Source organism: Hyphomicrobium nitrativorans NL23 (assembly GCF_000503895.1).
Lineage (GTDB): Bacteria > Pseudomonadota > Alphaproteobacteria > Rhizobiales > Hyphomicrobiaceae > Hyphomicrobium_C > Hyphomicrobium_C nitrativorans.
The window spans coordinates 716,451-736,760 of record NC_022997.1 but is presented as its reverse complement, the minus strand read 5'-3'; the positions used below and the strand labels follow the sequence as shown (position 1 = coordinate 736,760).

20 protein-coding genes are annotated in these 20,310 nt (G+C 63.6%); 8 read left to right on the top strand and 12 right to left on the bottom strand.

Going from position 1 to position 20,310, the window contains the following annotated elements; all coding sequences use genetic code 11:
• Positions 1 to 218: 218 nt before the first annotated feature.
• Positions 219 to 491: an EF-hand domain-containing protein gene (locus tag W911_RS03370; protein ID WP_244438579.1), complete on the bottom strand. Its 273-nt coding sequence runs from the start codon at positions 489 to 491 to the stop codon at positions 219 to 221.
• 341 nt (positions 492 to 832) lie between these two features.
• Between W911_RS03370 and W911_RS03365 the strand changes: the two genes are divergently transcribed.
• Both W911_RS03365 and W911_RS03360 read left to right on the top strand, forming a co-directional pair.
• The gene (locus tag W911_RS03365; RefSeq protein WP_023786100.1) at positions 833 to 1,108 is read left to right on the top strand and encodes a hypothetical protein; all 276 of its coding nucleotides are present in this window, start codon (positions 833 to 835) and stop codon (positions 1,106 to 1,108) included.
• Positions 1,109 to 1,352: 244 nt separating this feature from the next.
• A complete protein-coding gene (locus W911_RS03360; protein WP_023786099.1) occupies positions 1,353 to 2,630 on the top strand; it encodes a DUF2130 domain-containing protein in 1,278 nt (425 codons plus the stop codon).
• A gap of 30 nt (positions 2,631 to 2,660) precedes the next feature.
• Here W911_RS03360 and W911_RS03355 read toward each other — a convergent pair whose 3' ends face one another.
• Together W911_RS03355 and lepA are read right to left on the bottom strand one after the other, a co-directional pair.
• Positions 2,661 to 3,128 carry a nuclear transport factor 2 family protein gene (locus tag W911_RS03355; RefSeq protein WP_041316206.1) on the bottom strand — a complete coding sequence of 156 codons (468 nt, stop codon included), beginning with the start codon at positions 3,126 to 3,128 and terminating at the stop codon, positions 2,661 to 2,663.
• A 74-nt stretch (positions 3,129 to 3,202) separates the two neighbouring features.
• The gene (gene lepA, locus W911_RS03350; RefSeq protein ID WP_023786097.1) at positions 3,203 to 5,008 is read right to left on the bottom strand and encodes a translation elongation factor 4; all 1,806 of its coding nucleotides are present in this window, start codon (positions 5,006 to 5,008) and stop codon (positions 3,203 to 3,205) included.
• A gap of 173 nt (positions 5,009 to 5,181) precedes the next feature.
• Here lepA and W911_RS03345 point away from each other — a divergent pair, with 173 nt between their 5' ends.
• The 3 genes from W911_RS03345 to W911_RS03335 all read left to right on the top strand — a co-directional run bounded on the left by W911_RS03345 (position 5,182) and on the right by W911_RS03335 (position 9,348).
• Complete coding sequence (locus W911_RS03345; RefSeq protein WP_023786096.1) at positions 5,182 to 6,132, top strand: ferritin family protein; 951 nt, start codon at positions 5,182 to 5,184, stop codon at positions 6,130 to 6,132.
• A gap of 149 nt (positions 6,133 to 6,281) precedes the next feature.
• On the top strand, positions 6,282 to 7,739 hold the full coding sequence (locus W911_RS03340; protein ID WP_081717804.1) for a lytic murein transglycosylase: 1,458 nt from the start codon (positions 6,282 to 6,284) through the stop codon (positions 7,737 to 7,739).
• A gap of 226 nt (positions 7,740 to 7,965) precedes the next feature.
• The gene (locus tag W911_RS03335) at positions 7,966 to 9,348 is read left to right on the top strand and encodes a YiiX/YebB-like N1pC/P60 family cysteine hydrolase (RefSeq protein ID WP_023786094.1); all 1,383 of its coding nucleotides are present in this window, start codon (positions 7,966 to 7,968) and stop codon (positions 9,346 to 9,348) included.
• On the opposite strand, the gene W911_RS03330 is transcribed toward W911_RS03335, so the two are convergent.
• From W911_RS03330 to rpmI, 6 genes are all read right to left on the bottom strand, one after another.
• Entirely contained in the window at positions 9,335 to 9,613 is a 279-nt protein-coding gene (locus W911_RS03330; RefSeq protein WP_023786093.1) for a hypothetical protein, read from the bottom strand. The two genes, W911_RS03335 and W911_RS03330, sit on opposite strands and share 14 nt — an antisense overlap.
• 205 nt (positions 9,614 to 9,818) lie before the next feature.
• Positions 9,819 to 11,198: an NAD(P)/FAD-dependent oxidoreductase gene (locus W911_RS03325; RefSeq protein ID WP_023786092.1), complete on the bottom strand. Its 1,380-nt coding sequence runs from the start codon at positions 11,196 to 11,198 to the stop codon at positions 9,819 to 9,821.
• Positions 11,199 to 11,505: 307 nt separating this feature from the next.
• Positions 11,506 to 13,941, bottom strand: a complete 2,436-nt coding sequence (gene pheT, locus W911_RS03320) for a phenylalanine--tRNA ligase subunit beta (protein WP_023786091.1) — start codon at positions 13,939 to 13,941, stop codon at positions 11,506 to 11,508.
• Between the two features lie 9 nt (positions 13,942 to 13,950).
• Complete coding sequence (gene pheS / locus W911_RS03315) at positions 13,951 to 15,024, bottom strand: phenylalanine--tRNA ligase subunit alpha (protein WP_023786090.1); 1,074 nt, start codon at positions 15,022 to 15,024, stop codon at positions 13,951 to 13,953.
• Positions 15,025 to 15,227: 203 nt separating this feature from the next.
• A complete protein-coding gene (gene rplT, locus W911_RS03310; RefSeq protein ID WP_023786089.1) occupies positions 15,228 to 15,602 on the bottom strand; it encodes a 50S ribosomal protein L20 in 375 nt (124 codons plus the stop codon).
• 58 nt (positions 15,603 to 15,660) lie between these two features.
• Complete coding sequence (rpmI, locus tag W911_RS03305) at positions 15,661 to 15,861, bottom strand: 50S ribosomal protein L35 (RefSeq protein ID WP_023786088.1); 201 nt, start codon at positions 15,859 to 15,861, stop codon at positions 15,661 to 15,663.
• Between the two features lie 669 nt (positions 15,862 to 16,530).
• Here rpmI and W911_RS03300 point away from each other — a divergent pair.
• The 3 genes from W911_RS03300 to W911_RS03290 all read left to right on the top strand — a co-directional run bounded on the left by W911_RS03300 (position 16,531) and on the right by W911_RS03290 (position 17,581).
• Positions 16,531 to 16,737, top strand: coding sequence for a cold-shock protein (locus W911_RS03300; protein ID WP_023786087.1), 207 nt, complete (start codon positions 16,531 to 16,533; stop codon positions 16,735 to 16,737).
• A gap of 122 nt (positions 16,738 to 16,859) precedes the next feature.
• Positions 16,860 to 17,141: a translation initiation factor IF-1 gene (gene infA / locus W911_RS03295; RefSeq protein WP_023786086.1), complete on the top strand. Its 282-nt coding sequence runs from the start codon at positions 16,860 to 16,862 to the stop codon at positions 17,139 to 17,141.
• Positions 17,142 to 17,209: 68 nt separating this feature from the next.
• Positions 17,210 to 17,581, top strand: a complete 372-nt coding sequence (locus tag W911_RS03290; RefSeq protein ID WP_023786085.1) for a glyoxalase superfamily protein — start codon at positions 17,210 to 17,212, stop codon at positions 17,579 to 17,581.
• A gap of 7 nt (positions 17,582 to 17,588) precedes the next feature.
• Here the strand turns inward: W911_RS03290 and W911_RS03285 are convergent, their stop codons facing one another.
• The 3 genes from W911_RS03285 to W911_RS03275 all read right to left on the bottom strand — a co-directional run bounded on the left by W911_RS03285 (position 17,589) and on the right by W911_RS03275 (position 20,299).
• Positions 17,589 to 18,167, bottom strand: a complete 579-nt coding sequence (locus W911_RS03285; protein WP_023786084.1) for a hypothetical protein — start codon at positions 18,165 to 18,167, stop codon at positions 17,589 to 17,591.
• A gap of 275 nt (positions 18,168 to 18,442) precedes the next feature.
• Positions 18,443 to 19,504: a glycosyltransferase family 4 protein gene (locus W911_RS03280; RefSeq protein ID WP_023786083.1), complete on the bottom strand. Its 1,062-nt coding sequence runs from the start codon at positions 19,502 to 19,504 to the stop codon at positions 18,443 to 18,445.
• A complete protein-coding gene (locus W911_RS03275; RefSeq protein ID WP_023786082.1) occupies positions 19,505 to 20,299 on the bottom strand; it encodes a UDP-2,3-diacylglucosamine diphosphatase in 795 nt (264 codons plus the stop codon).
• Between the last annotated feature and the right edge of the window lie 11 nt (positions 20,300 to 20,310).

The window sequence follows — 20,310 nt, the reverse complement described above, 5'->3', positions numbered from 1 at the left end:
GCTGCCAAAGATTGTGGGCGCCCCAGTCCCAAAAAAAGCATGCGTTCCGAGGGAGCACGCTCAGACGGGACAATGCGCATTCGGATCGGCCCCGTCGCGTCGGCGACGGAGAGCTAACGCTACGCAAAGCGACGTCGAGGGCGCCGCCGCCAGCGCCTCACCCGAAACCCGGAAGTTCTCCTCCGGGTTTCGAGATCATTGAGAGTCCGAGCTTCTGATTACTCGCACCAGGAAGCGTTGGTGGACTTGCACGACTCGGAATAAGCCGTCGTCTGCTTCTCGGCAGCGGCCCACTCGTCGGCATCGATACGGTTGTTCACGTCACCGTCCATCGACGTAAAGGTCGGCGCAGGATCGAGACCCAGCTTGCTCACGCCCGCCTCGTACTCCGTGCGGCTGACCGAGCCGTTGCCGTCGGTATCGAGCGTCTTGAAATGCCCAGCCCAATCGGCATGAGCCACAGACGCCGACACGAGCGTGGCAGCAGCCACAATCAAAACTCTCCTCATCGTTTCAACTCCCAAAATGTTATGTTCCCGCCCGTTTCGGGCTTTTGCTGCCCCGACGCATGAACCGAAGCGCCCTCTTCATGGGGGCTTACGGCAGCGGTTCAGTCGACGCCGCGGCATGCCCAATCAGGGACGGGTGCGACGAATTGCACAAGGTCAGCCCAGGCAATATCGGCCGGGATATTTGGCAGACATATGCTGGAGCGATCGGCAACGGCGACAGGCCTTGAGGGATCGCGTCGGGCGGTATTACATGCAGGGGAGCGCACGCGGACCGATTCGCTTGAGCGATCGAAAAAACGCATTGGGCAAAGGAAAAGGCGATGATCTTCAAGGCAATGGCGGCGGCCGCCACGATCGGCCTGATGACCCTCACGGTCTCTCACGATGCCGAAGCCCGTTCCGGAAAATCGAAGCGCGCCCATAAGGAAGCCGCCATACGCGACTGCAAGCCCTACAACGGCCCTCACGGATACTACGGCAACCCGTGGTGCGAAAACGGCTGGAAGTTCGCCGACGACTACGCGCCCGGCACGAGCCCTTATTTGGATCTGATGGATCTGCCCCAGCTTCGCCGCCTCGAACGCCGCCGGTACTGAGCGGCGCATCGTTAGCTTTCCTCCACGCCGAAAACACGCTGCCCTTCGTCTTTGCGACGCTTCGGGCCGCCGGGTTGTGTCTGCTGCTGTGCTCCGCGCATCCCTTCACAGTCAATCTCAGCAATCCACACATAACTCGCCTGGACATGAGAACATTTAGGGAACATAATGACGATTCGTCATGATTTGAGCAGCCTGCGCGATAGGGTTTACGTCGCGTCGAAGAGTGGGAGCAGGACCCGGGATGAGCGAGCCAACAATCACGTGCCCCAATTGCAGAACCGACATCAAGCTGACCGAGTCCCTCGCTCAGCCGCTGATCGAGGCCACACGGGCGCGCTATGAGCAGGCCTTGAGTGTCAAAGACGCAGAGGTCGCCAAGCGCGAGACCGCCCTTCGGGCGATGAAAGACGCGCTCGAAAAGGATAAGGCGGCCCTCCAGGCGGAAATCGCGGACCGCGTCGCACAGGAGCGCGTGAAGATCGCGGCCCAGGAAGCCGAGAAGGCCAAGCGCCTCTCCGCCGCCGATCTCTCCGAGAAAAGCAAGCAGCTCGCCGACCTGCAGGACGTGCTGCGCGAGCGTGAGACCAAGCTCGCCGAGGCCCAGAAGGCGCAAGCCGAGCTGATCCGCAAACAGCGCGAGCTGGACGACGCCAAGCGCGAGCTGGATCTCACCATCGAAAAGCGCGTCCAGGAGTCTCTCACCGACGTGCGCCAGAAAGCGAAGCAGGAGGCGGAAGACACCCTCAAGCTCAAGATCCTCGAAAGCGACGAGAAGATCGCCTCCATGCAACGCAAGATCGAGGAACTGAAGCGCAAGGCCGAACAGGGCTCGCAGCAGCTCCAGGGCGAGGCGCTCGAACTCGAACTCGAAAACCTCCTGCGCTCGAAATTCCCGCGCGACATGATCGAACCCGTCGCGAAGGGCGAGTTCGGAGGCGACGTGCTGCAACGTGTGTACGGTCCGCAGGATCAACCGTGCGGCACGATCCTTTGGGAATCGAAGCGCACGAAAAATTGGAGCGACCTCTGGCTCCCCAAGCTGCGTGGCGATCAGCGCGCGGCAAAGGCCGATATCGCACTTCTAGTCTCGAATGCGCTGCCGAAAGACGTCGAATCCTTCGACCTCATCGATGGCGTTTGGGTCTCAGACGCGCGCTGCGCGCTTCCCCTCGCTATCGCACTCCGCCAATCGCTCGTGGAGCTCGCAGGCGCCCGCGATGCCAAAAAGGGCCAGCAGACGAAGATGGAGCTGGTCTACGACTATCTCACCGGCCCGCGCTTCCGCCATCGCGTGGAGGCCATCGTCGAGAAATTCAAGGATATGCAAGAGGATCTCGACCGCGAACGCAAATGGATGACCAAACAGTGGGCCAAGCGCGAGCAGCAAATTCGAATTGTCGTTGATTCGACCGCCGGCATGTACGGCGACGTGCAGGGCATCGCGGGTCAGGCCCTCGACGAGATCGAGGCGCTTACGCTGCCGATGATCGAAGCCGACAACCTGGAAAGCGTCGACTGACGCGGCCCGGCCGGACGACGGCAACGCGCCTCACGCGGAGAACGGCTCCGGGGGCGCGTTGCCGAGTTCCTCGGCCGTCTGCTCCAGATAGCGCACAAACCGCTCGAAGGCCTCGAAGTAGGCCGCATCGACGGTCTCGTCGATCTGAGCGAGAAGACCGTCCCGCACGCGCACCCGGAACCTGAGCCGGACATCGAGCCGCTCGCGCGTCTTCTTGTGGGTATGATAGCCCACAACCGTCGCGCGGAGTTCCTCCGCATCCGTGACGAGAGCCTCGATCACGAACGCATCGACAAGGAAAGTCTCGCGAATGAGATTGAGCCTCGCGGCCACATCCGCCTTGCCCTCGGCGCTCGCCATCCAGGGGATACCGAGCGCATCGACATTGACGGTGTGACGGATATCGTCCGCCAACAAGGCAATCACGCTGTCGAAGTCGCCGTCGTTCCAATATCGACAGGCGAGTCGAAAAACCAAAGCATTGTCGTCTCGTGGCATGGCTTCTCGCGTCTGCCGCCCAAAACGGGCTGGCCCACCACACGCGCAATATAAAATATCACTTTAGAGCAAAATCAATTCTCGTCCATCTTGAGCGCGGCGATGAAGGCCTCCTGCGGGATCTCCACCTTCCCGAACTCGCGCATCTTCTTCTTGCCCGCCTTCTGCTTGTCGAGCAGCTTCCTCTTGCGGGAAATGTCGCCGCCGTAGCACTTGGCGATGACGTCTTTGCGCAGCGCACTGATCGTCTCGCGTGCGATGACCTTGCCGCCAATGGCCGCCTGGATCGGAATCTTGAACAGGTGCGGACGGATCAGCTCCTTGAGCTTTTCGCACATCGCACGTCCCCGGCTCTCGGCGCGCGTCCTGTGCACGATCATCGAGAGCGCATCGACGGGCTCGTCGTTGACGAGGATCGACAGCTTGACCAGGTCGTTCTGCTCGTACCCCTTGATCTGATAGTCGAACGACGCATACCCGCGCGAGACCGACTTCAGCCGGTCGTAGAAATCGAACACCACCTCGTTGAGCGGCAGCTCGTACTGGAGCATGGCGCGCGTGCCGACATAGGTGAGCTGCTTCTGGCGTCCACGCCGATCCTGACAAAGCTTGAGCACGGCACCGAGATAGTCGTCCGGCACCAGGATCGTCGCCTCGATCCACGGCTCCTCGATATGATCGATCTTCACCGTATCCGGCATGTCGGCCGGATTGTGCAGATCGACCACCGAGCCGTCCGTCATGTGCAAATGATAGATAACCGACGGCGCCGTCGTGATCAGGTCGAGATTGAACTCGCGTTCAAGCCGCTCGGTGATGATTTCGAGATGCAGAAGTCCGAGAAAGCCGCAGCGGAAGCCGAAGCCCAGCGCCGCCGAGCTTTCCGCCTCGAACGAGAAGCTCGCGTCGTTGAGACGAAGTCGCCCCATCGCATCGCGCAAATCCTCGAAGTCGGCCGCGTCCACGGGGAACAGGCCGCAGAACACCACCGGCTGCGCCGGCTTGAAGCCCGGCAACGCTTGCACCGTCGTGTTTTTCTCGTCCGTAATCGTGTCGCCGACGCGCGTGTCGGCCACCTCCTTGATCGCGGCCGTGAAGAAGCCGATTTCGCCGGGCCCAAGCTCCGTCAGCATTTCCTGCTTGGGCCTGAAGATGCCGACACGCTCGATCTGATACGTCGCATTGGTGGACATCATCTTGACCTTCTGGCCGCGCTTCAGCTTGCCATCGATAATGCGCACCAGAACGATGACGCCCAGATAGGCGTCGTACCAGCTGTCCACCAGCATGGCCTTGAGCGGTTTCGAAGGATCGCCCTCTTTCGGGGCCGGCAACCGCTCGACGATGGCCGCGAGCACGGCCTCCACGTTGAGGCCCGTCTTAGCAGAAACGCCGACCGCCTCTGACGCGTCGAGGCCGATCACGTCCTCGATCTGCGATTTCACACGGTCCACGTCCGCGGCCGGCAGGTCCACCTTGTTGAGCACCGGCAGGATTTCGAGATCGTTGTCGAGCGCCTGATAGACGTTGGCGAGCGTCTGCGCCTCCACGCCCTGGCTCGCGTCCACGACGAGGATCGCCCCCTCGCAGGCGGCGAGACTGCGCGAGACTTCGTAGGCGAAGTCCACATGCCCTGGCGTATCCATCAGGTTGAGCTGATAGGTCTTGCCGTCGCTGTGCTTGTAATCGAGGCGCACGGTCTGCGCCTTGATCGTGATGCCTCGCTCGCGCTCGATGTCCATCGAGTCGAGGATTTGCTCCTTCATCTCACGGCTCGAAACGTTGCCGCACAGCTGGATCAGCCGGTCCGACAGCGTGGACTTGCCGTGGTCGATGTGGGCGATGATGGAGAAGTTACGGATCAGCGAGGTATCGGTCATGCGCGCGTCATTATCACCTTGCGCGACGGGGCAAAAGGGCCGTTCCGGGGCCACATCCGCAGGAAATCTGCGGCGACCCCGTCCGGAGCTGTGGGGAGGGTGGTGCGGCACGTTGACCGATATTGGAAATGTTCTAATGATCCGAGCGAACTAGGAGGCCAAAAGGGGGGCGCGTGCGGAGCTTTTCCGACCTCGATCAGAGCGAAGTGCTGGCGCTGGCGATCACGCTGGGCGAGGAGCACGCCCGGATCTACGCCGAATACGCGCACGGGCTGTTCGAGAGAGAGCCCGCGATGGGGCAGATCTTCTCCGCCATGGCCGAGGAGGAGCACGTCCACCGCGGTGCGCTGATCGACGTCTACCAAGCTACCCACGGCGACCACATTCCTCTCATCCGGCCCCAGGACGTACGGGGCTTCGCCCACCATGAGCCCATCTGGACACGGGAGGAGGTGGACCCGCAGGAAATTCGCGGCCAGGCCGAGCGCATCGCCCAGGAAGCGCGCCAGTTCTACGAATCGGGCAAGAGCCGCACGACCGACGCCGCAGCCCGCAAACTTCTGGGCGACCTCGCCGCGGCCGAGGACAGGCACCTCAGCACCATGCGCGATATGCGCAAATCGAGCGATCTCCCCGAGGAAACGAGCGGCGACACGGCCCAGCGCGCCTTTGTCCTTCAGTACATTCAGCCGGGTCTCAACGGCCTGATCGACGGCTCCATCTCGACGCTCGCACCGATCTTTGCCGTCGCGTTCGCCACCTACGACACCTGGACCACATTCCTCGTCGGCCTCGCCGCCTCTATCGGCTCCGGCATCTCGATGGGCATCGCGGAAGCGATGTCGGATGACGGCCTGATCTCGGGCCGCGGCCATCCCTGGAAACGCGGCACCGTCACAGGCGTCATGACCGCCATCGGCGGCCTCGGCCACACGCTCCCTTATCTTATTGCGGATTTCTGGACGGCGACCGCCATCGCCGCGCTCATCGTCGTCGTCGAGCTTTGGGTGATCGCCTGGGTGCGCGCCCGCTATATGGAGACGCCGTTCATGCGCGCGGCGCTCGAAGTCGTGGCAGGCGGGCTCATCGTATTCGGCGTCGGCATCGCTATAGGCAGCGCGTAGCAGAGCGGTTGCCATCGCCCCGCGACATAGCTCCGAACGACGCGGTTCCAGTATTTTGCCGTTTGAAGACATTTCCCCAACCGCCTGACCTTGACGCGGCCACATCGGTCGGCATGAGTGACGGCGAAACCGACATCGGAAGGCTCGAAATGCGCGTCACCCCCTTGCTCGCCGCCCTCGTCCTCGCGTCCACCGCCATCGTCGCCCCCCTGAACTCCACCGTCGCAGGCGGCATTCAATTCGGACCCGTTGAAAACCAGCCCAAGCGCAAGCCGCAGCGAAAGCCAGCCCCACCGCCGCCAACACCTGCCGAAATCGCACCCGAGCCTGCGTTCGAGGACACCGCACCCGCCGCGCGCCCGCCGGCCCGCCAAGCCGCACCGGCTGCAGAAACGCACACGCCGACCCAGCGCCAGTCGGGCGTCATGCGCCGCGTCTCCACCAAGGGCCTTCCGCCGCCGCCCGCCCCGCGCAACTGCAAGAACACCGGCACCTTCTCGGCCTGGATGCGCGACTTCCGCAAGGAAGCCGAAGAGCTTGGCATCAGCCGCCGCACCATCTCCGACGCGCTCGACGGCATCACCCTCGACGAGGGCGTGATCCGACGCGACCGCCGCCAGGGCTTCTTCTCGCAGAGCTTCCTCGACTTCCAGGCCAAGCTCGCGACCAACAACCGCGTGCAGAACGGCCGCGCGCAGATCAAGCGAAACCAAGCCACCTTCGACCGCGTGAAGAAGGAATTCGGCGTCCAGGCGTCCGTCATCACGGGCTTCTGGGCTCTTGAGAGCGACTTCGGCGCGGGCCTCGGCAACCTCCCGATCCTGCGCTCGCTGGCGACCCTCGCCTACGACTGCCGCCGTGGCCCGATGTTCCGCGACGAGCTTCTCGCCGCCCTCGAAATCATCGACCGTGGCGATATGCGGCCCCACGAAATGGTGGGCTCGTGGGCGGGCGAGATCGGCCAGACGCAATTCCTGCCGACGCGCTATCTGGAACACGCCGTCGACTACGACGACGACGGCAAGCCCGACCTCTTCAAGAACCCGACCGACATCATCGGCACCACCGCCAATTACATGTCGCATCTCGGTTGGCGCCGGAACGAGCCGTGGCTCGAAGAGGTGATCGTCCCGCGCGAGCTGCCCTGGGCCGAAGCCGATCTGTCGATCAAGCACCCGCGCTCGAAGTGGGCGGGGCTGGGCGTCACGCGCGCCGACGGCTCCGCGCTCGAAAACGACGCCATGCCCTCGTCGCTGCTGCTGCCGATGGGCCGCTTCGGTCCGGCGTTCCTCGCCTATCAGAACTTCGACGTCTATCTGCAGTGGAACCAGTCGCTCAACTACGCGATCACGGCGGCCTATCTCGCCACCCGCATCGACGGCGCGCCAGCCATGCGCCGCGGCCGTGGCGACATCCCAACCTTGAGCCAGGACGAGGCGAAAGAGTTGCAGCGCCGCCTGGTGGATCACGGACACGACGTGGGCGAGATCGACGGCATCATCGGTGCACAGACGCGCCAGGCGGTGAAGACCATGCAGATCAAGTTCAACCTTCCGGCGGATTCCTATCCGACAGCCGAACTCCTATCCGCGCTTCGCCGTCGCTGAACGCATCTTCCGCGGCCTTCACTGGCGTCAACACGCCGCGAAATCGCAACGGCACACAAAAACGGCGGCGAGCGCGCCCTATAGGTCACACACCTCGCGCGCTCCAGCCTTTACCATCGCGCCATCGGACCCTACCAATCCGTCACCGGGACGGTCACGTTGGGAGACCGGAGGCTGCGGTCGGGGAAACCGCGCCTCGCAAGCGTAAAGTTGGGGGAGTGGTTGCGTGCAACGTCTGGTCGTTCTGAGCCCTGAGCAGCGGCTCGTAGAAGCTCGTAAAGTTGCCGAGCGGCGGTTCGAAACCCACCTGGATCTCGAAGCGGGCCTCAAAACCATCTATCACCTCGTCCACGACAACGACCCTGCCGATGTCGATCGCGACGAAATCAGAGCGGCCGCTCCAGAGCTCCTGCAAGAACTCTTTGCGATCCGCATGATCCTGCGCGACCGGATCGGCGAATGGCAGGCCGCCGGCATCCTGCTCCGCCCCGCCGAGATCGCCCTTCGCGATACCTTCCGGATCATGCGCTACGCATCCGACATTCTAGGCGAGATCGCATGCGGCAACGCGCGTCTCGCACCGGCGGAGCAAAGCCGCCGCGCTTTCACCGGCACGGACTGGAACACGCTCGTCCATCCCGCCTACGACACCGGGCGCAACATCCCCTTCCGCTCGGGCGACGTGCTGCTCGTGCGCGGCAGCGCCCACAACAGCGCCGCCATCGCCCGCATCGGCGACGTGGACACACAGTTCAGCCACGTCGCGCTCGTCTACATCGACGCCGAAGGCAAGCACTGGATCGTCGAAGCGCTCATCGAGGAAGGCGCCGTCATCAAGCCTCTGGAAGAGGTGCTTGCCGCCGGCCTCGGCCGCGCCGTGCTCTATCGCTTCAAGGATGCCATCATCGCCGCCAAGGCTGCCGAGTTGGCCCACGCCCGCGTACTGGCCACGACCACCGGCGCCGCGCTCCACATCCCCTACGATTTCTCGATGCGCATGAAGGGACGGCGCAAGCTGTTCTGCGCCAAGCTCGTCGCCCAGGCCTTCGCAGACGCCAGCCGCCGCAAGGTCAAACTCCCGGCGTTCAAGACCCGCTTCGACCACAAAGCCAACCGCGACTTCTTCCGCGCCATCGGCGTCACCGCCACCGAAACGTTCGCCCCCGGCGACATCGACATCGACCCGCGGTTCGATCTCGTGGCCGAATGGCAGGACTACCGCCTGACGCCCCTGCTTCGGCGGCAGGACATGACCATGACCAAGTTCTTCGAGTGGATGGAGACGAAAGGCTATCGCTTCCGCGACGATCTCTTCATCCGGCTGATCGCCGTCTTCGGCCGCCTGTCGAGCTACATGTCCGACCGCGCGCGCGCGCTCGTCGCGAGCAGCATGCCCAAAGTCCCGCGCAACATGGGCCGGGCCTGCGTGGCGATGATCGTGATGCTTCACAAATCCGCGGAAGAAGTGATGCCCGCGCTCGAAGCGCTCGACGAGGACCACGTGCGGATGACAGGCCTCCCGCTGCACGGCAGCGAATTGCTCGCACATCTGGAGCGCCTGCGGCAGGTCTCCGGCGGCCGCATCGGTTACCTCGTCAAGAAAGCTTAGTCGGCACAGGCGGCACAGGCCGCGTCAGCAGCCTAAGAAACACGTAGCCGAAGAGGTAGAGCAGCTCCCAACTGAGGAGCGTCAACGCGCGTGGGATGATCTCCGAGAAGGTGTCATGCACGACGCCGTCGAGCACGATGAGCGCGAACGCTGGCGGAAACACCAGGAACGGCGCACGCGCCGCGCCGCGCCATCCTCCGCCAAGCTGCGTCGCAGCCACCATATGGGCCAGCACGAACGCCAGAATAATCGCGAGTCCGCACATGAAATCCTCCACAGTGCGCACCGACCCCGCATGAATAAGCGTAGCCCGGACGTATCAAGACACCGTGCAGAAGATCTCTAAAATTGGAGGGACCGGGCGGCAGCGTACCCCGGCCAATGACTTACGCGCCACGCGGGACGGTTAATCCGCCGTTAACCGGCGCCGCCCCGGCAAAGGCCCCGCCTACCCCGCGACCAGCGAACGATCAGTGCAGCTTGACGTGCGGCTCCGTCCGCCGCGTCAACAGCCGCGAAACCGTATCGAGCGCCACCTTCCAGAAGCCGTGCAGCGCCATCTCGTGCATCTTGTAGAGCGAGCGGTACATCATCTTGGCGACGAAGCCCTCGATCAGCATCTTCCGCCCCGTGACGAAGCCCATCAGGCTGCCGACCGTCGAATAGTCGCCAAGAGAAACCAGCGACCCGAAATCGCGATAGACGAACGGCTTGAGCGGCAGCCCGCCGAGCCGCGCCTGCAGTTGCCGCCTGAGATGCGACGCCTGCTGGTGCGCTGCCTGCGCGCGCGGCGGGATCGGACGATCCTCGCCCGGCGGCAGCAGATAGGCGCAGTCGCCAAACGCGAAGATATCGGGATCGTTGGTGGTCTCCAGCGTCGGCGTGATCACGAGTTGTCCCGAACGGCTGACCTCCAGCCCATCCAGGTTGCGCAGCACGTCCGGCCCTTTGACGCCAGCAGCCCACACGACGAGCTCCGACGGAATGAAATCGCCGTTCGCGATTTTCACACCCTTGTCCGTCACCTCGGTCACGCGCGCGTTCGTCCGGATATCGACGTCGAGCCCGGTAAGGATCTCCGCCGTGGCATTCGAAATCCTGACCGGCAGCGCCGACAAAATGCGGTCGGCTGCTTCGATCAGCGTGATCTTGATATCCTTCTCGGGATCGATGTTGTCGAGCCCGAACGCGACCACACCGCGCGCCGTACCGTGCAACTCCGCCGAAAGCTCCGTCCCCGTCGCACCTGCACCGATGATGGCGACGTGAAGCTGTTCCGGCCGCAGCGGACCCGGCTGCGTATTGGCGCGCACGCACGCGTTGAGAAGCCGCCGGTTGAAACGCTCCGCCTGCTCCGGCGTATCCAGCATGATCGCGTTCTGCGCGACACCCGGCACGCCGAAATCGTTCGAAACGCTGCCGATGGCGATCACGAGCGTATCGTAAGGCACCCACCGCTCGGGCGTGATCTCGCGGCCGTCCTCGTCCACCGTGCGGCCGAGCTGGACGCGCTTGTTGGCACGGTCGAGACCGATCACCTCGCCGTAGCGATAGCGGAAATGGTTCCAGTGCCCCTGCGCCATGTACTCGACCTCATGCCGGTCGACGTCCATGCTGCCCGCCGCGATTTCGTGCAACAGCGGCTTCCAGATGTGCGTGCGCGAGCGATCGACCAGCGTAATCGCGGCCTTCGCCTTGCGGCCCCACCAGCGATCGCGGCCGAGCTTGTTGCCGAGCCGCGTGGCAAGCTCCAGCCCGCCAGCGCCACCGCCGACCACGACGATGTGGTGCAGGTCGGGCTTCGGCAGCACCAAAGGCTCCTGCGCTTCCGTGATGTCTTGCACGCCCATCCCGTGTCTCCCGCACATGGCCATGATCGCTTCAGGCCCTACCAGCCTGAAGCGTGAATCATAGGCCCAACTAAAGAAATCATGCTCGATGATTGAACGGCCAGTGTCATACCAGGAATTTCAAGGCCGAGGAACATCGCGCGCCGCTCCCCTGTCATCCCGGAAAGGCGGAGCCTTATCCGGGACCCAGCGCAAGAAAGTCGAAGACGCGATATTCGCGATAGAAGCGTCTCCTAGGTCCCGGCCCTGCGTTGCGCTACGCTCCACTTGGCCGGGATGACAGCTCCACGCGACAATCCGTTCGCCCCTAACCGCGGATCTCGCCACCGGTCGCCTTCTTGACGCCCGCGATCACCTTCTCCGAAACGGCTTCGATGTCCTTGTCGGTCAGTGTCTCGGCCGTGGGCTGTAGCGTCACCTCGATGGCGACCGATTTCTTGCCCTCGGCAGCAAGCGCCCCGCCCTCGAACACGTCGAACACCGAAACGCCCGCGATCAGCGCCTTATCGGCCCCGAGCGCCGCCCGCACGACATCGCCTGCACTCACCGCCGCATCGAGCACGAATGCGAAATCGCGGCGAACGGGCAAGAGGTCCGACTGCGCGAATTGCGCCTTGGCGCGCGACTTCCGCTTCTCGGGCGGCAACGCATCGAGAAACACCTCGAACGCGACCACGGGCGCCGCAACATCCAGCGCATCGAGTGTCGCCGGATGCACCTCGCCGAAATGCGCGAGCACCGTCTTGGGCCCGAGCCTCAGCGTGCCCGACCGGCCCGGATGATACCAGCCCGGAGCATCGCGCGTGACCTGCACCTTGGCCGTATCGAGCCCCAGCGCGGCCAGCACGGCAACCGCATCCGCCTTGGCATCGAACACATCGACGTTCTGCGCCTTGCCATCCCAGTGACGACCGCCGCCGGATCGTCCCGCCGTTCCGCCGCGCACACCGGAGACCGCGAGATACTGATCTTCCGGCTTATCGCCGCGATAGGCCTGGCCCAACTCGAACAGCCCCACATCCGCAAAGCCGCGATTGCGGTTACGTCCGACAGCGGAGATCAACCCCGGAAGCAGGCTCGGCCGCATGACGGCGAGATCGACGGAGATCGGGTTCGCCAGTTCCACCAACTCGCCGTTACCCGCAGAAAACGTCTCGGCCTGCCCGCGCGGCAGGAACGACCACGTCACCGCCTCCACGAGCCCGCGCGCGGCCAGCAACCGGCGCGCACGCCGCGAACGCTTCTGCGTTTCCGTCAGCACAGGCCGCGAAACACCGCTTGTCCGCGGCAGCGGCGTAGAGGGCACGCGCTCGATCCCCGCGATGCGCACGACTTCTTCCACGAGATCGGCGCTCCCATGAATGTCCGGCCGCCAAGATGGCGGGATCACCTCGATGGTCTCGCCATCGCCCACCAACTCGCAGCAGAGCGTCTCCAAAATCGTGCGGATCTCTGCGACCGGCAGAACCAGGCCGGAAAGCTTCTCCACCCGGCCCACATCGAACAGGATCGTACGCCGCGTATCGGGAACCGCGCCTGCAACCACCGCCTTCGAGGGCTTGCCGCCGCAAAGCTTGTGGATCATCTGCGTCGCGAGATCGAGCCCCGGCAGCACGCTCTCAGGGTCCACGCCGCGCTCGAAGCGATAGCGCGCATCCGTTACGAGCCCCGTCTTGCGCCCCGTGGCCGCGGTGCGCAGCGGATCGAAATAGGCGCTCTCGATGAGAACGTTGACCGTAGCCTCCGTCGAACCGGAGTCCTCGCCGCCGATGATGCCGCCGAAACCGAGCGGCCCGCTGTCGTCCGCGATCACGCACATCGCCTCGTCAACGGCATGTTCCTTGCCGTCGAGACCGAGAAACTTTTCGCCCGGCTTTCCGAGCCGCGCCCGCACCGCGCCCTTGAGCTTGTCGGCGTCGTAGACGTGGAGCGGCCGGCCGCGATCCTGGCTGATGTAGTTCGTCACATCGACAAGCGCATTGATCGGCCGAAGCCCCACGGCACGAAGCCGTCGCTGCAGCCACTCGGGCGACGGCCCGTTGCTCACGCCCTTCACATAGCGCGCCGCGAACACCGGACACGCGCTCTCAGCTTCCTTCGTGAAGTCGAGCGCCACCGCAACCGGGCTCTCGAAGCTGCCTTCGACGCCCGCGATCGCCTTCTCAGGCTTCAGCGTGCCGAGGCCCGCCGCTGCGAGATCCCGCGCAATGCCGCGCACGCCCGTGCAATCCGGCCGGTTCGGCGTGAGCTTCACCTCGAACACCGGATCGTTGAGCCCCATGACATCGATATAGCGCTGCCCGACCTGCTCGGCCGCTTCGGGTGAAAGCTCCAGAATACCGGCGCTCTCGTCGGAGAGTTCGAGTTCCGCCGCCGAGCACATCATGCCGTTCGAAACGACGCCGCGCACCGGCTTCTTCTCAAGCGTGATGCCCGAGCCTGGAATGTAGGTGCCGAGCGGCGCGAACACGCTGACGAGCCCGACGCGCGCGTTCGGCGCGCCGCACACGACTTCGAGCAGCGGCTGCCCGCACTCGACCTCGACCATGACGACCTGGAGCTTATCCGCATTCGGATGCTTCTTCGCTTCCACGATCCGCGCAACGCGAAACGCACCGAGCTTGTCCGCCGGGTCCTCGACGCTTTCGACCTCAAGCCCGATGGCCGAAAGCTTCGTCGAAATCTCCTCGACCGTCGCCGTGGTCTTGAGATGATCCTTGAGCCAGGACAGCGTGAATTTCATGAAATCTCCTTAGCTCGAAAGACCGCCCGCAAGCGTCGGCACGTCGAGCACCGAGAAACCGTAATGGCGCAGCCAGCGCAAATCCGCCGAGAAGAAGGCACGCAGATCCGGCACGCCGTACTTCAGCATCGTGAGCCGGTCGAGGCCCATGCCGAACGCGAAGCCCTGATATTTCTCCGGATCGAGCCCGCAATTGCGCAGCACGTTCGGATGCACCATTCCGCAGCCGAGAATTTCGAGCCAGGCGCCCGGCTTGCCGATGGCCTCGGCCCCGATATCGACCTCCATCGAGGGCTCGGTGAAGGGAAAGTGAGACGCACGGAATCGCATCTTCACGTCCGGCACCTCGAAGAACGCCTTGCAGAATTCTTCGAGCACCCACTTGAGATGCCCCATGTGCGTGGTCTCGTCGATGACGAGCCCTTCGATCTGGTGGAACATCGGCGTGTGCGTCTGGTCGCTGTCGCAGCGGTAGACGCGGCCCGGCGCGATGATGCGGATCGGCGGCTTGCGCGTCTCCATCGTGCGGATCTGCACCGGGCTCGTGTGCGTGCGCAGCAAGAGCCGCGAGCCGTCCGGCTTCGTCGGGAAATAGAACGTGTCGTGCTCCTGCCGCGCGGGATGCTCGGCCGGAATGTTGAGCTTGGTGAAGTTCATGTCGTCGGTTTCGATATCGGGACCTTCGGCCACGTCGAAACCGAGATCGGCGAAGATCTCCACGCACTCGTCGAACACCTGGCTCACCGGATGGATACGCCCCAGCGCTTCTGGGCCCGGACGCACCGGCAGCGTCACGTCTTCCCGTTCGCTCGCAAGGCGCGCGTCGAGCGCCGCCACCTCAAGCTCGGCGCGGCGCGCTTCGAGCGAGGAGGTCACCGCTTCCTTCACGGCGTTCGTCGCCGCGCCGAATGCCTTGCGCTCTTCGGGCGGCAATCCGCCGAGCTTCGCCATCTGGGCGGCGATCCGCCCCTTCTTGCCGAGCGCAGCGACGCGCACGGCCTCGATCCCGGCGAGATCGCGGGCCCCGGCGATTTCGGCCAGAAGTTCGGCTTTGAGTGTATCGAGTTCGGTCGTGCCGGTCATCGTGCGCCTCTTCTCATCGCGGACGACGATCCCAGGCTGTCATCCCGGCCAAGCGAGGCGAAGCCGAGCGCCGAGCCGGGACCCAGCAAAAGCTCCCATCGCGAAAATACTACGTCTTCGACGAATCTTGCGCTCGCTCCCGGATAAGGCTTCGGTCATGCTGGAAGCATGCCTCCGCCTTTCCGGGATGACAGAGGATGGGATCAGGCCGCGGCCTTGGAGTCCTTCACCGCAGCGGCAGCCTGCTCGACGAGCGCCTTGAACGCGGCCGCATCGCGCACGGCGATATCGGCGAGAACCTTGCGGTCGATGTCGATGCCGGCCTTCGAAAGACCGAAGATAAATCGGCCGTAGGTCAGGCCGTGCTCGCGCGTGGCCGCGTTGATGCGCTGGATCCAGAGCGCGCGGAACGTGCGCTTCTTGCGCTTGCGATCCCGGTAGCCGTACTGCAGCGCCTTTTCGACGGCCTGCTTGGCGACCCGAATGGTGTTCTTGCGGCGGCCATAGTAGCCCTTGGCGGCCTTCAGAACTTTTTTGTGCTTGGCGTGAGCGGTAACACCGCGTTTGACGCGAGCCATGGCTGTGCTCCTCGATGACGGAAATTAAAGGGAGTGCTGAAAGTCCGAAACGACGGACTTAGCGGGCGTACGGCATGTATTTCTTGACGATTTTGGCGTCGCTATCGTTGAGCACCATCGTCCCGCGCGCATTGCGAATGAACTTCGCATGACGCTTGATCATGCCGTGGCGTTTGCCCTGGGCAGCCACCTTGACCTTGCCGGTCGCAGTCATCTTGAAGCGCTTTTTGGCGCCGCTCTTGGTCTTCAACTTGGGCATTTTGCTCTCCTCGAAGTTCGAAAGCGGGTCCGCGGGCGCCCGACCGCAAAACGGCCGGACACCCCCTCCACCGCGCCGCGCGCCCCATGGACGGCGGGTGGGGGATGCTTTTCGCGGAAACCGCAAATGGTAAAAGCATGAAAAGCCGCCACGGCATGCCCCGCCGGGCGGCTCTGGGGCGACTTATAGGGCGGCCCTCCCCGCTTTGCAACAGGCAGAGCAGGCCGCAAAGCCCGAAAAAGTGCCGCGGATCGGTGGCGGAGCCGGACGAAGCTCCGCATTTGATAAATCCACAGCCCTCACAGTCTATTACATGAATTATTGGAACTGATCTAAAAAGAGACTTCACCGAAACATGGAATAAAACGCGAAATCCGAGCATTGGCGCTCAGGCCCGCCCTGCTCTTGAGTTTTTCTGGAGACGTCGAGCCATTGACACACGCCGTTCACTTTGACGAAAGCGCGTGCGCCTCAAAGATCATCGCTTCCGGGGCCCCTGCAACATCTTGCCTTTAAACACAAGCCGGTTCATATAAGGCCATCGAACACGCCTTGGGTTCACTCTACGACAGCGCCCCACGCTGACACTGGAAGTCTCCATCGCGCGATTTGATGACGTCTCCGGTCATCGGGTCCGGGGATATGACGACTTGCTTTGGAGGCACTATAATGTCGAACGGCACCGTAAAGTGGTTCAACGGTCAAAAGGGATACGGCTTTATTCAGCCGGAAGAAGGCGGGGCTGATGTGTTTGTGCACATTTCGGCCGTGGAACGCGCCGGTCTGCAGACACTGCGCGAAGGCCAGAAGGTTGAGTTCGAAACCGAGCGTGGCCGCAACGGCAAGATCGCAGCCGTAAACCTGCGCCCGCTCTAAAACACGGCAAGACAGACATGCGTTCGGGGAGCGGCATGGTCGCTCCCCGTTTCTTTTGCATTGTCCTGCGTAGCCGCCACGCGTATGACGGGGCCGCAACCGGGACCACCTGAGGACGATGAATGGCGAAAGAGGAAATGCTCGAGTTCGAGGGCATCGTGGAAGAAGTGCTTCCCGACGCCCGCTGCCGCGTGAAGCTCGACAACGGACATGAGGTGATCGCCTACACGTCCGGGCGCATGAAGAAAAACCGCATCCGCATCCTGGCGGGCGACAAAGTCACCGTCGAGATGACGCCTTACGACCTCACGAAGGGTCGCATCAACTTCCGCCACAAGGACGCACGCTCCGGCCCTCCGCCGTCCTCGTTCGGCCCTGGCGGCGGCCCGCGCCGCCCCCGCTGATCGGCATTTGCCGGTCGGCCCTCTTCGTCGCGGGTGACGATCGGGGCCCGCCAACTCCGAGAGGCACGATGCCCCTCCAAGCAGTGAGAACGATCCCGATCCTCAGAAGCTTCGACGAGACGAAGGCCCGGGAGTTCTATCTGGGCTTTCTGGGCTTCATGGTCGACTGGACCCATCGCTTCAAGCCCGATCTCCCGCTCTACATGCAGGTCAGCCGCAACGGCATCGCAATCCACGTCTCCGAACATCACGGCGACGCGACGCCCGGCTCCCACGTCCGGGTCGAGGTGACCGGCTTGGCTGCCTTCCACGCCGAACTCACGGCGAAAGCCTACAAGAACAATCGGCCGGGCCTCGAACGTCCTCCGTGGGGCGGGCTTGAAATGACGGTCACCGATCCCGCAGGCAACCGCATCACCTTTGCCGAAAAGGACGCGTGAGCCCCCTTTACGGATACGCGAAGCCGAACCGAAAGCGCACGAGCTTGCCGCGCTGAAACTCGTACTCGGCATAGTACAGCGGAAAACTGAAACGGCCGATCTCCGGGTCGCGATCCGCGTTCTTGATCTCGTATTCGATGAAAACCTCGTTGCCGCTCCGCTGGCGCGACTTCACGCAGCGGCCGAACAGCGCTTCGACCTCCTTGATCGTCATGCCCAGCGCAACGCCGCGTCCCGTCGTGAAAGTCTCAATCGGCAGATCGCGAAGCGTCAGCGCTTCCGTCCCCGCAACGCGCACCTCGGCCTCGGCATACTCGTCCGGATTCGCACCGTAGGGCGCAAATAGCACCAGTTCCTCCGCCCCGTTGGTGGACACGAAGCGCGCGTGCGGAAGATCGTGATCGTTCTCGATCAGTTCGGCATCCGCGCCGACGACCCGCACCGCACTCTCGCTATCGGTGAGCGTGATCCCGCTGATAACGGTATCGGGCGAGTTCATTCGGCACTGCGCGCGGACCTGTCCGGAGAAATCCCCCGCGACCAGCGCCAGGAGCGCGAACACAGCGACCCGCAAACGGAAAAACATGGGCAACCTCTGGCTCCCGCGACACAGCCGATTGCTGATCTGCCCCGCCCGGATCCCCACCTGGGCACAAAGCGCAGCCGTCCACGGAGCGCCCCGCAGCATAGTCGCTCAGGGACCGCTGACCAGAGCCAATCTCAAATTAGACCATGATCGCTTCGGACCCTAGCCGCTCCGATCGCCGCGCCGCCTACCCGGCGCGGCGTGAATCGGCAGCGCGGAGAAAGTCCGAAGCGTGAATCGTCGGTCTCACTAAAAAGACAATGATCACGTTCTAATCACTGAGCGCGAAGCCGCACCGGCTTAAGGTCGCGGCCCTCTATGACCGGCGCATCGCACTCCTGTTCGAGCGCGCTCTCGACGTTGTCGAGAAAAAGTTGCGCCGCGGCCCGCCATGTGAACGCTTCGGCGGCTTGGCGCACTAGGTCCCGGTCGAGATCGAGCGCCGCCATCGCCGCAGCTCGAAGATCGGACCCGAGAACACCCGAGACTCCCGAGACGATAATGTCCTTCGGACCCGTGGCCGGAAATGCGGCAACCGGCACGCCCGAGGCAATCGCCTCCAGAAGCACCATTCCGAACGTGTCCGTAAGACTGGGAAACACGAAGACATCCGCCGACGCATAAGCCGCCGCGAGATCCTCGCCCTGTCGCACACCGGCAAACGTCACCGATGGATACCGCGCCCGAAGCTCCCCAAGCTGCGGCCCGTCCCCGACGACCACCTTCACCCCAGGCAGATCGAGCGAGAGAAACGCTTCGATATTCTTTTCGACCGCCACGCGGCCGACATAAAGAAACACCGGCCCGGGACCGAACAGGCGTTCGCGCGACGGCCGGAAAAGATCCATGTCGACGCCACGCGTCCAGGGCCGGAGCCGTTGGAACCCGCGCTCGGAAAGATCGGCCGAGAGGCTCCGCGTCGCCACCATCACGCCCGCGCTTGGCGCGTGAAAATAGCGTTGAAACGCATAGCCCCAGGACTGCGGCACCGGCCAACGCGCGCTCGCATAGTCTGCAAATCGCGTGTGAAAGCTGGTGGTGAACGGCACCCCATGGCGCAAGCACCACGCCCGGACCATCCAGCCGACCGGCCCTTCCGTCGCGATATGGATGGTGTCGGCTTGGGCGTCTTCGATGAACCGCGCGCACCGTCGGCGCGCCGGAAGCGCGAGCGGAATCTCAGGATAGCTCGGGCAGGGAATGCAGCGGAACTGACTGGGTTCGAGCACCACGAGCTCGGTCCCCATCAGCGCCAACTCCTCGCGCAGCCTCAAATAGGTTCTGACGACCCCGTTGATCTGCGGCACCCATGCATCCGTTGCGAGAAGAACCCGCATTTAGGCAGCCTTGAGAGCCGGATCGAGCGTCGGCACCGGCATGCGCGCCTCGACGACCTCCCGCCAGCGGATCAGCTCCATCTCGCCCGTGTCCGTCTCGGCGACCGCCGTGCAGCTCTCCACCCAATCCCCGGTATTGATGTAGTGCACGCCCTCGATCATCCGGCTCGCCGCGTGATGGATATGGCCGCAGATAATACCGTCCACATGCTGCCGCCGCGCTTCCTCGGCGAGGTTCTGCTCGAAAGCCCCGATGAAATTCGCAGCCCGCTTCACGCGATGCTTGAGGTAGGCGGAAAGCGACCAGTAACCGAGCCCCAGCCGGCGTCGAATGAAATTCAACGGCCCGTTGCACCAGAGCGCGAACTCGTATCCCCGGTCTCCCAGCAGCGCGAGCCAGCGCGCGTAGCGAACGATGACGTCGTATTCGTCGCCGTGCAGCACGACGAAGCGCCGTCCGTCGGCCGTCACGTGCAGCGCCTGCCGCTCGATCTCGATACCGCCGAAGTGCATGCCAGCGTAATCGCGAATACCCTCGTCGTGATTGCCGGGAATGAAGACGACGCGCGTGCCTTTGCGCACTTTGCGCAGCAGCTTCTGCAGCACGTCGTTGTGCGTTTGCGGCCAGACGGCCCCGCGCTTGATGCGCCAGAAATCGATGATGTCGCCGACGAGGAAGATCGTGTCCGCGTCGTTGTACTTGAGAAAATCGAGAAGCATCTCGGCTTGGCTGGTGCGCGTACCGAGGTGAACGTCCGAGATAAACAACGTTCGATATGAGCGTTCCGTGCTCATGCGGGAAGCCT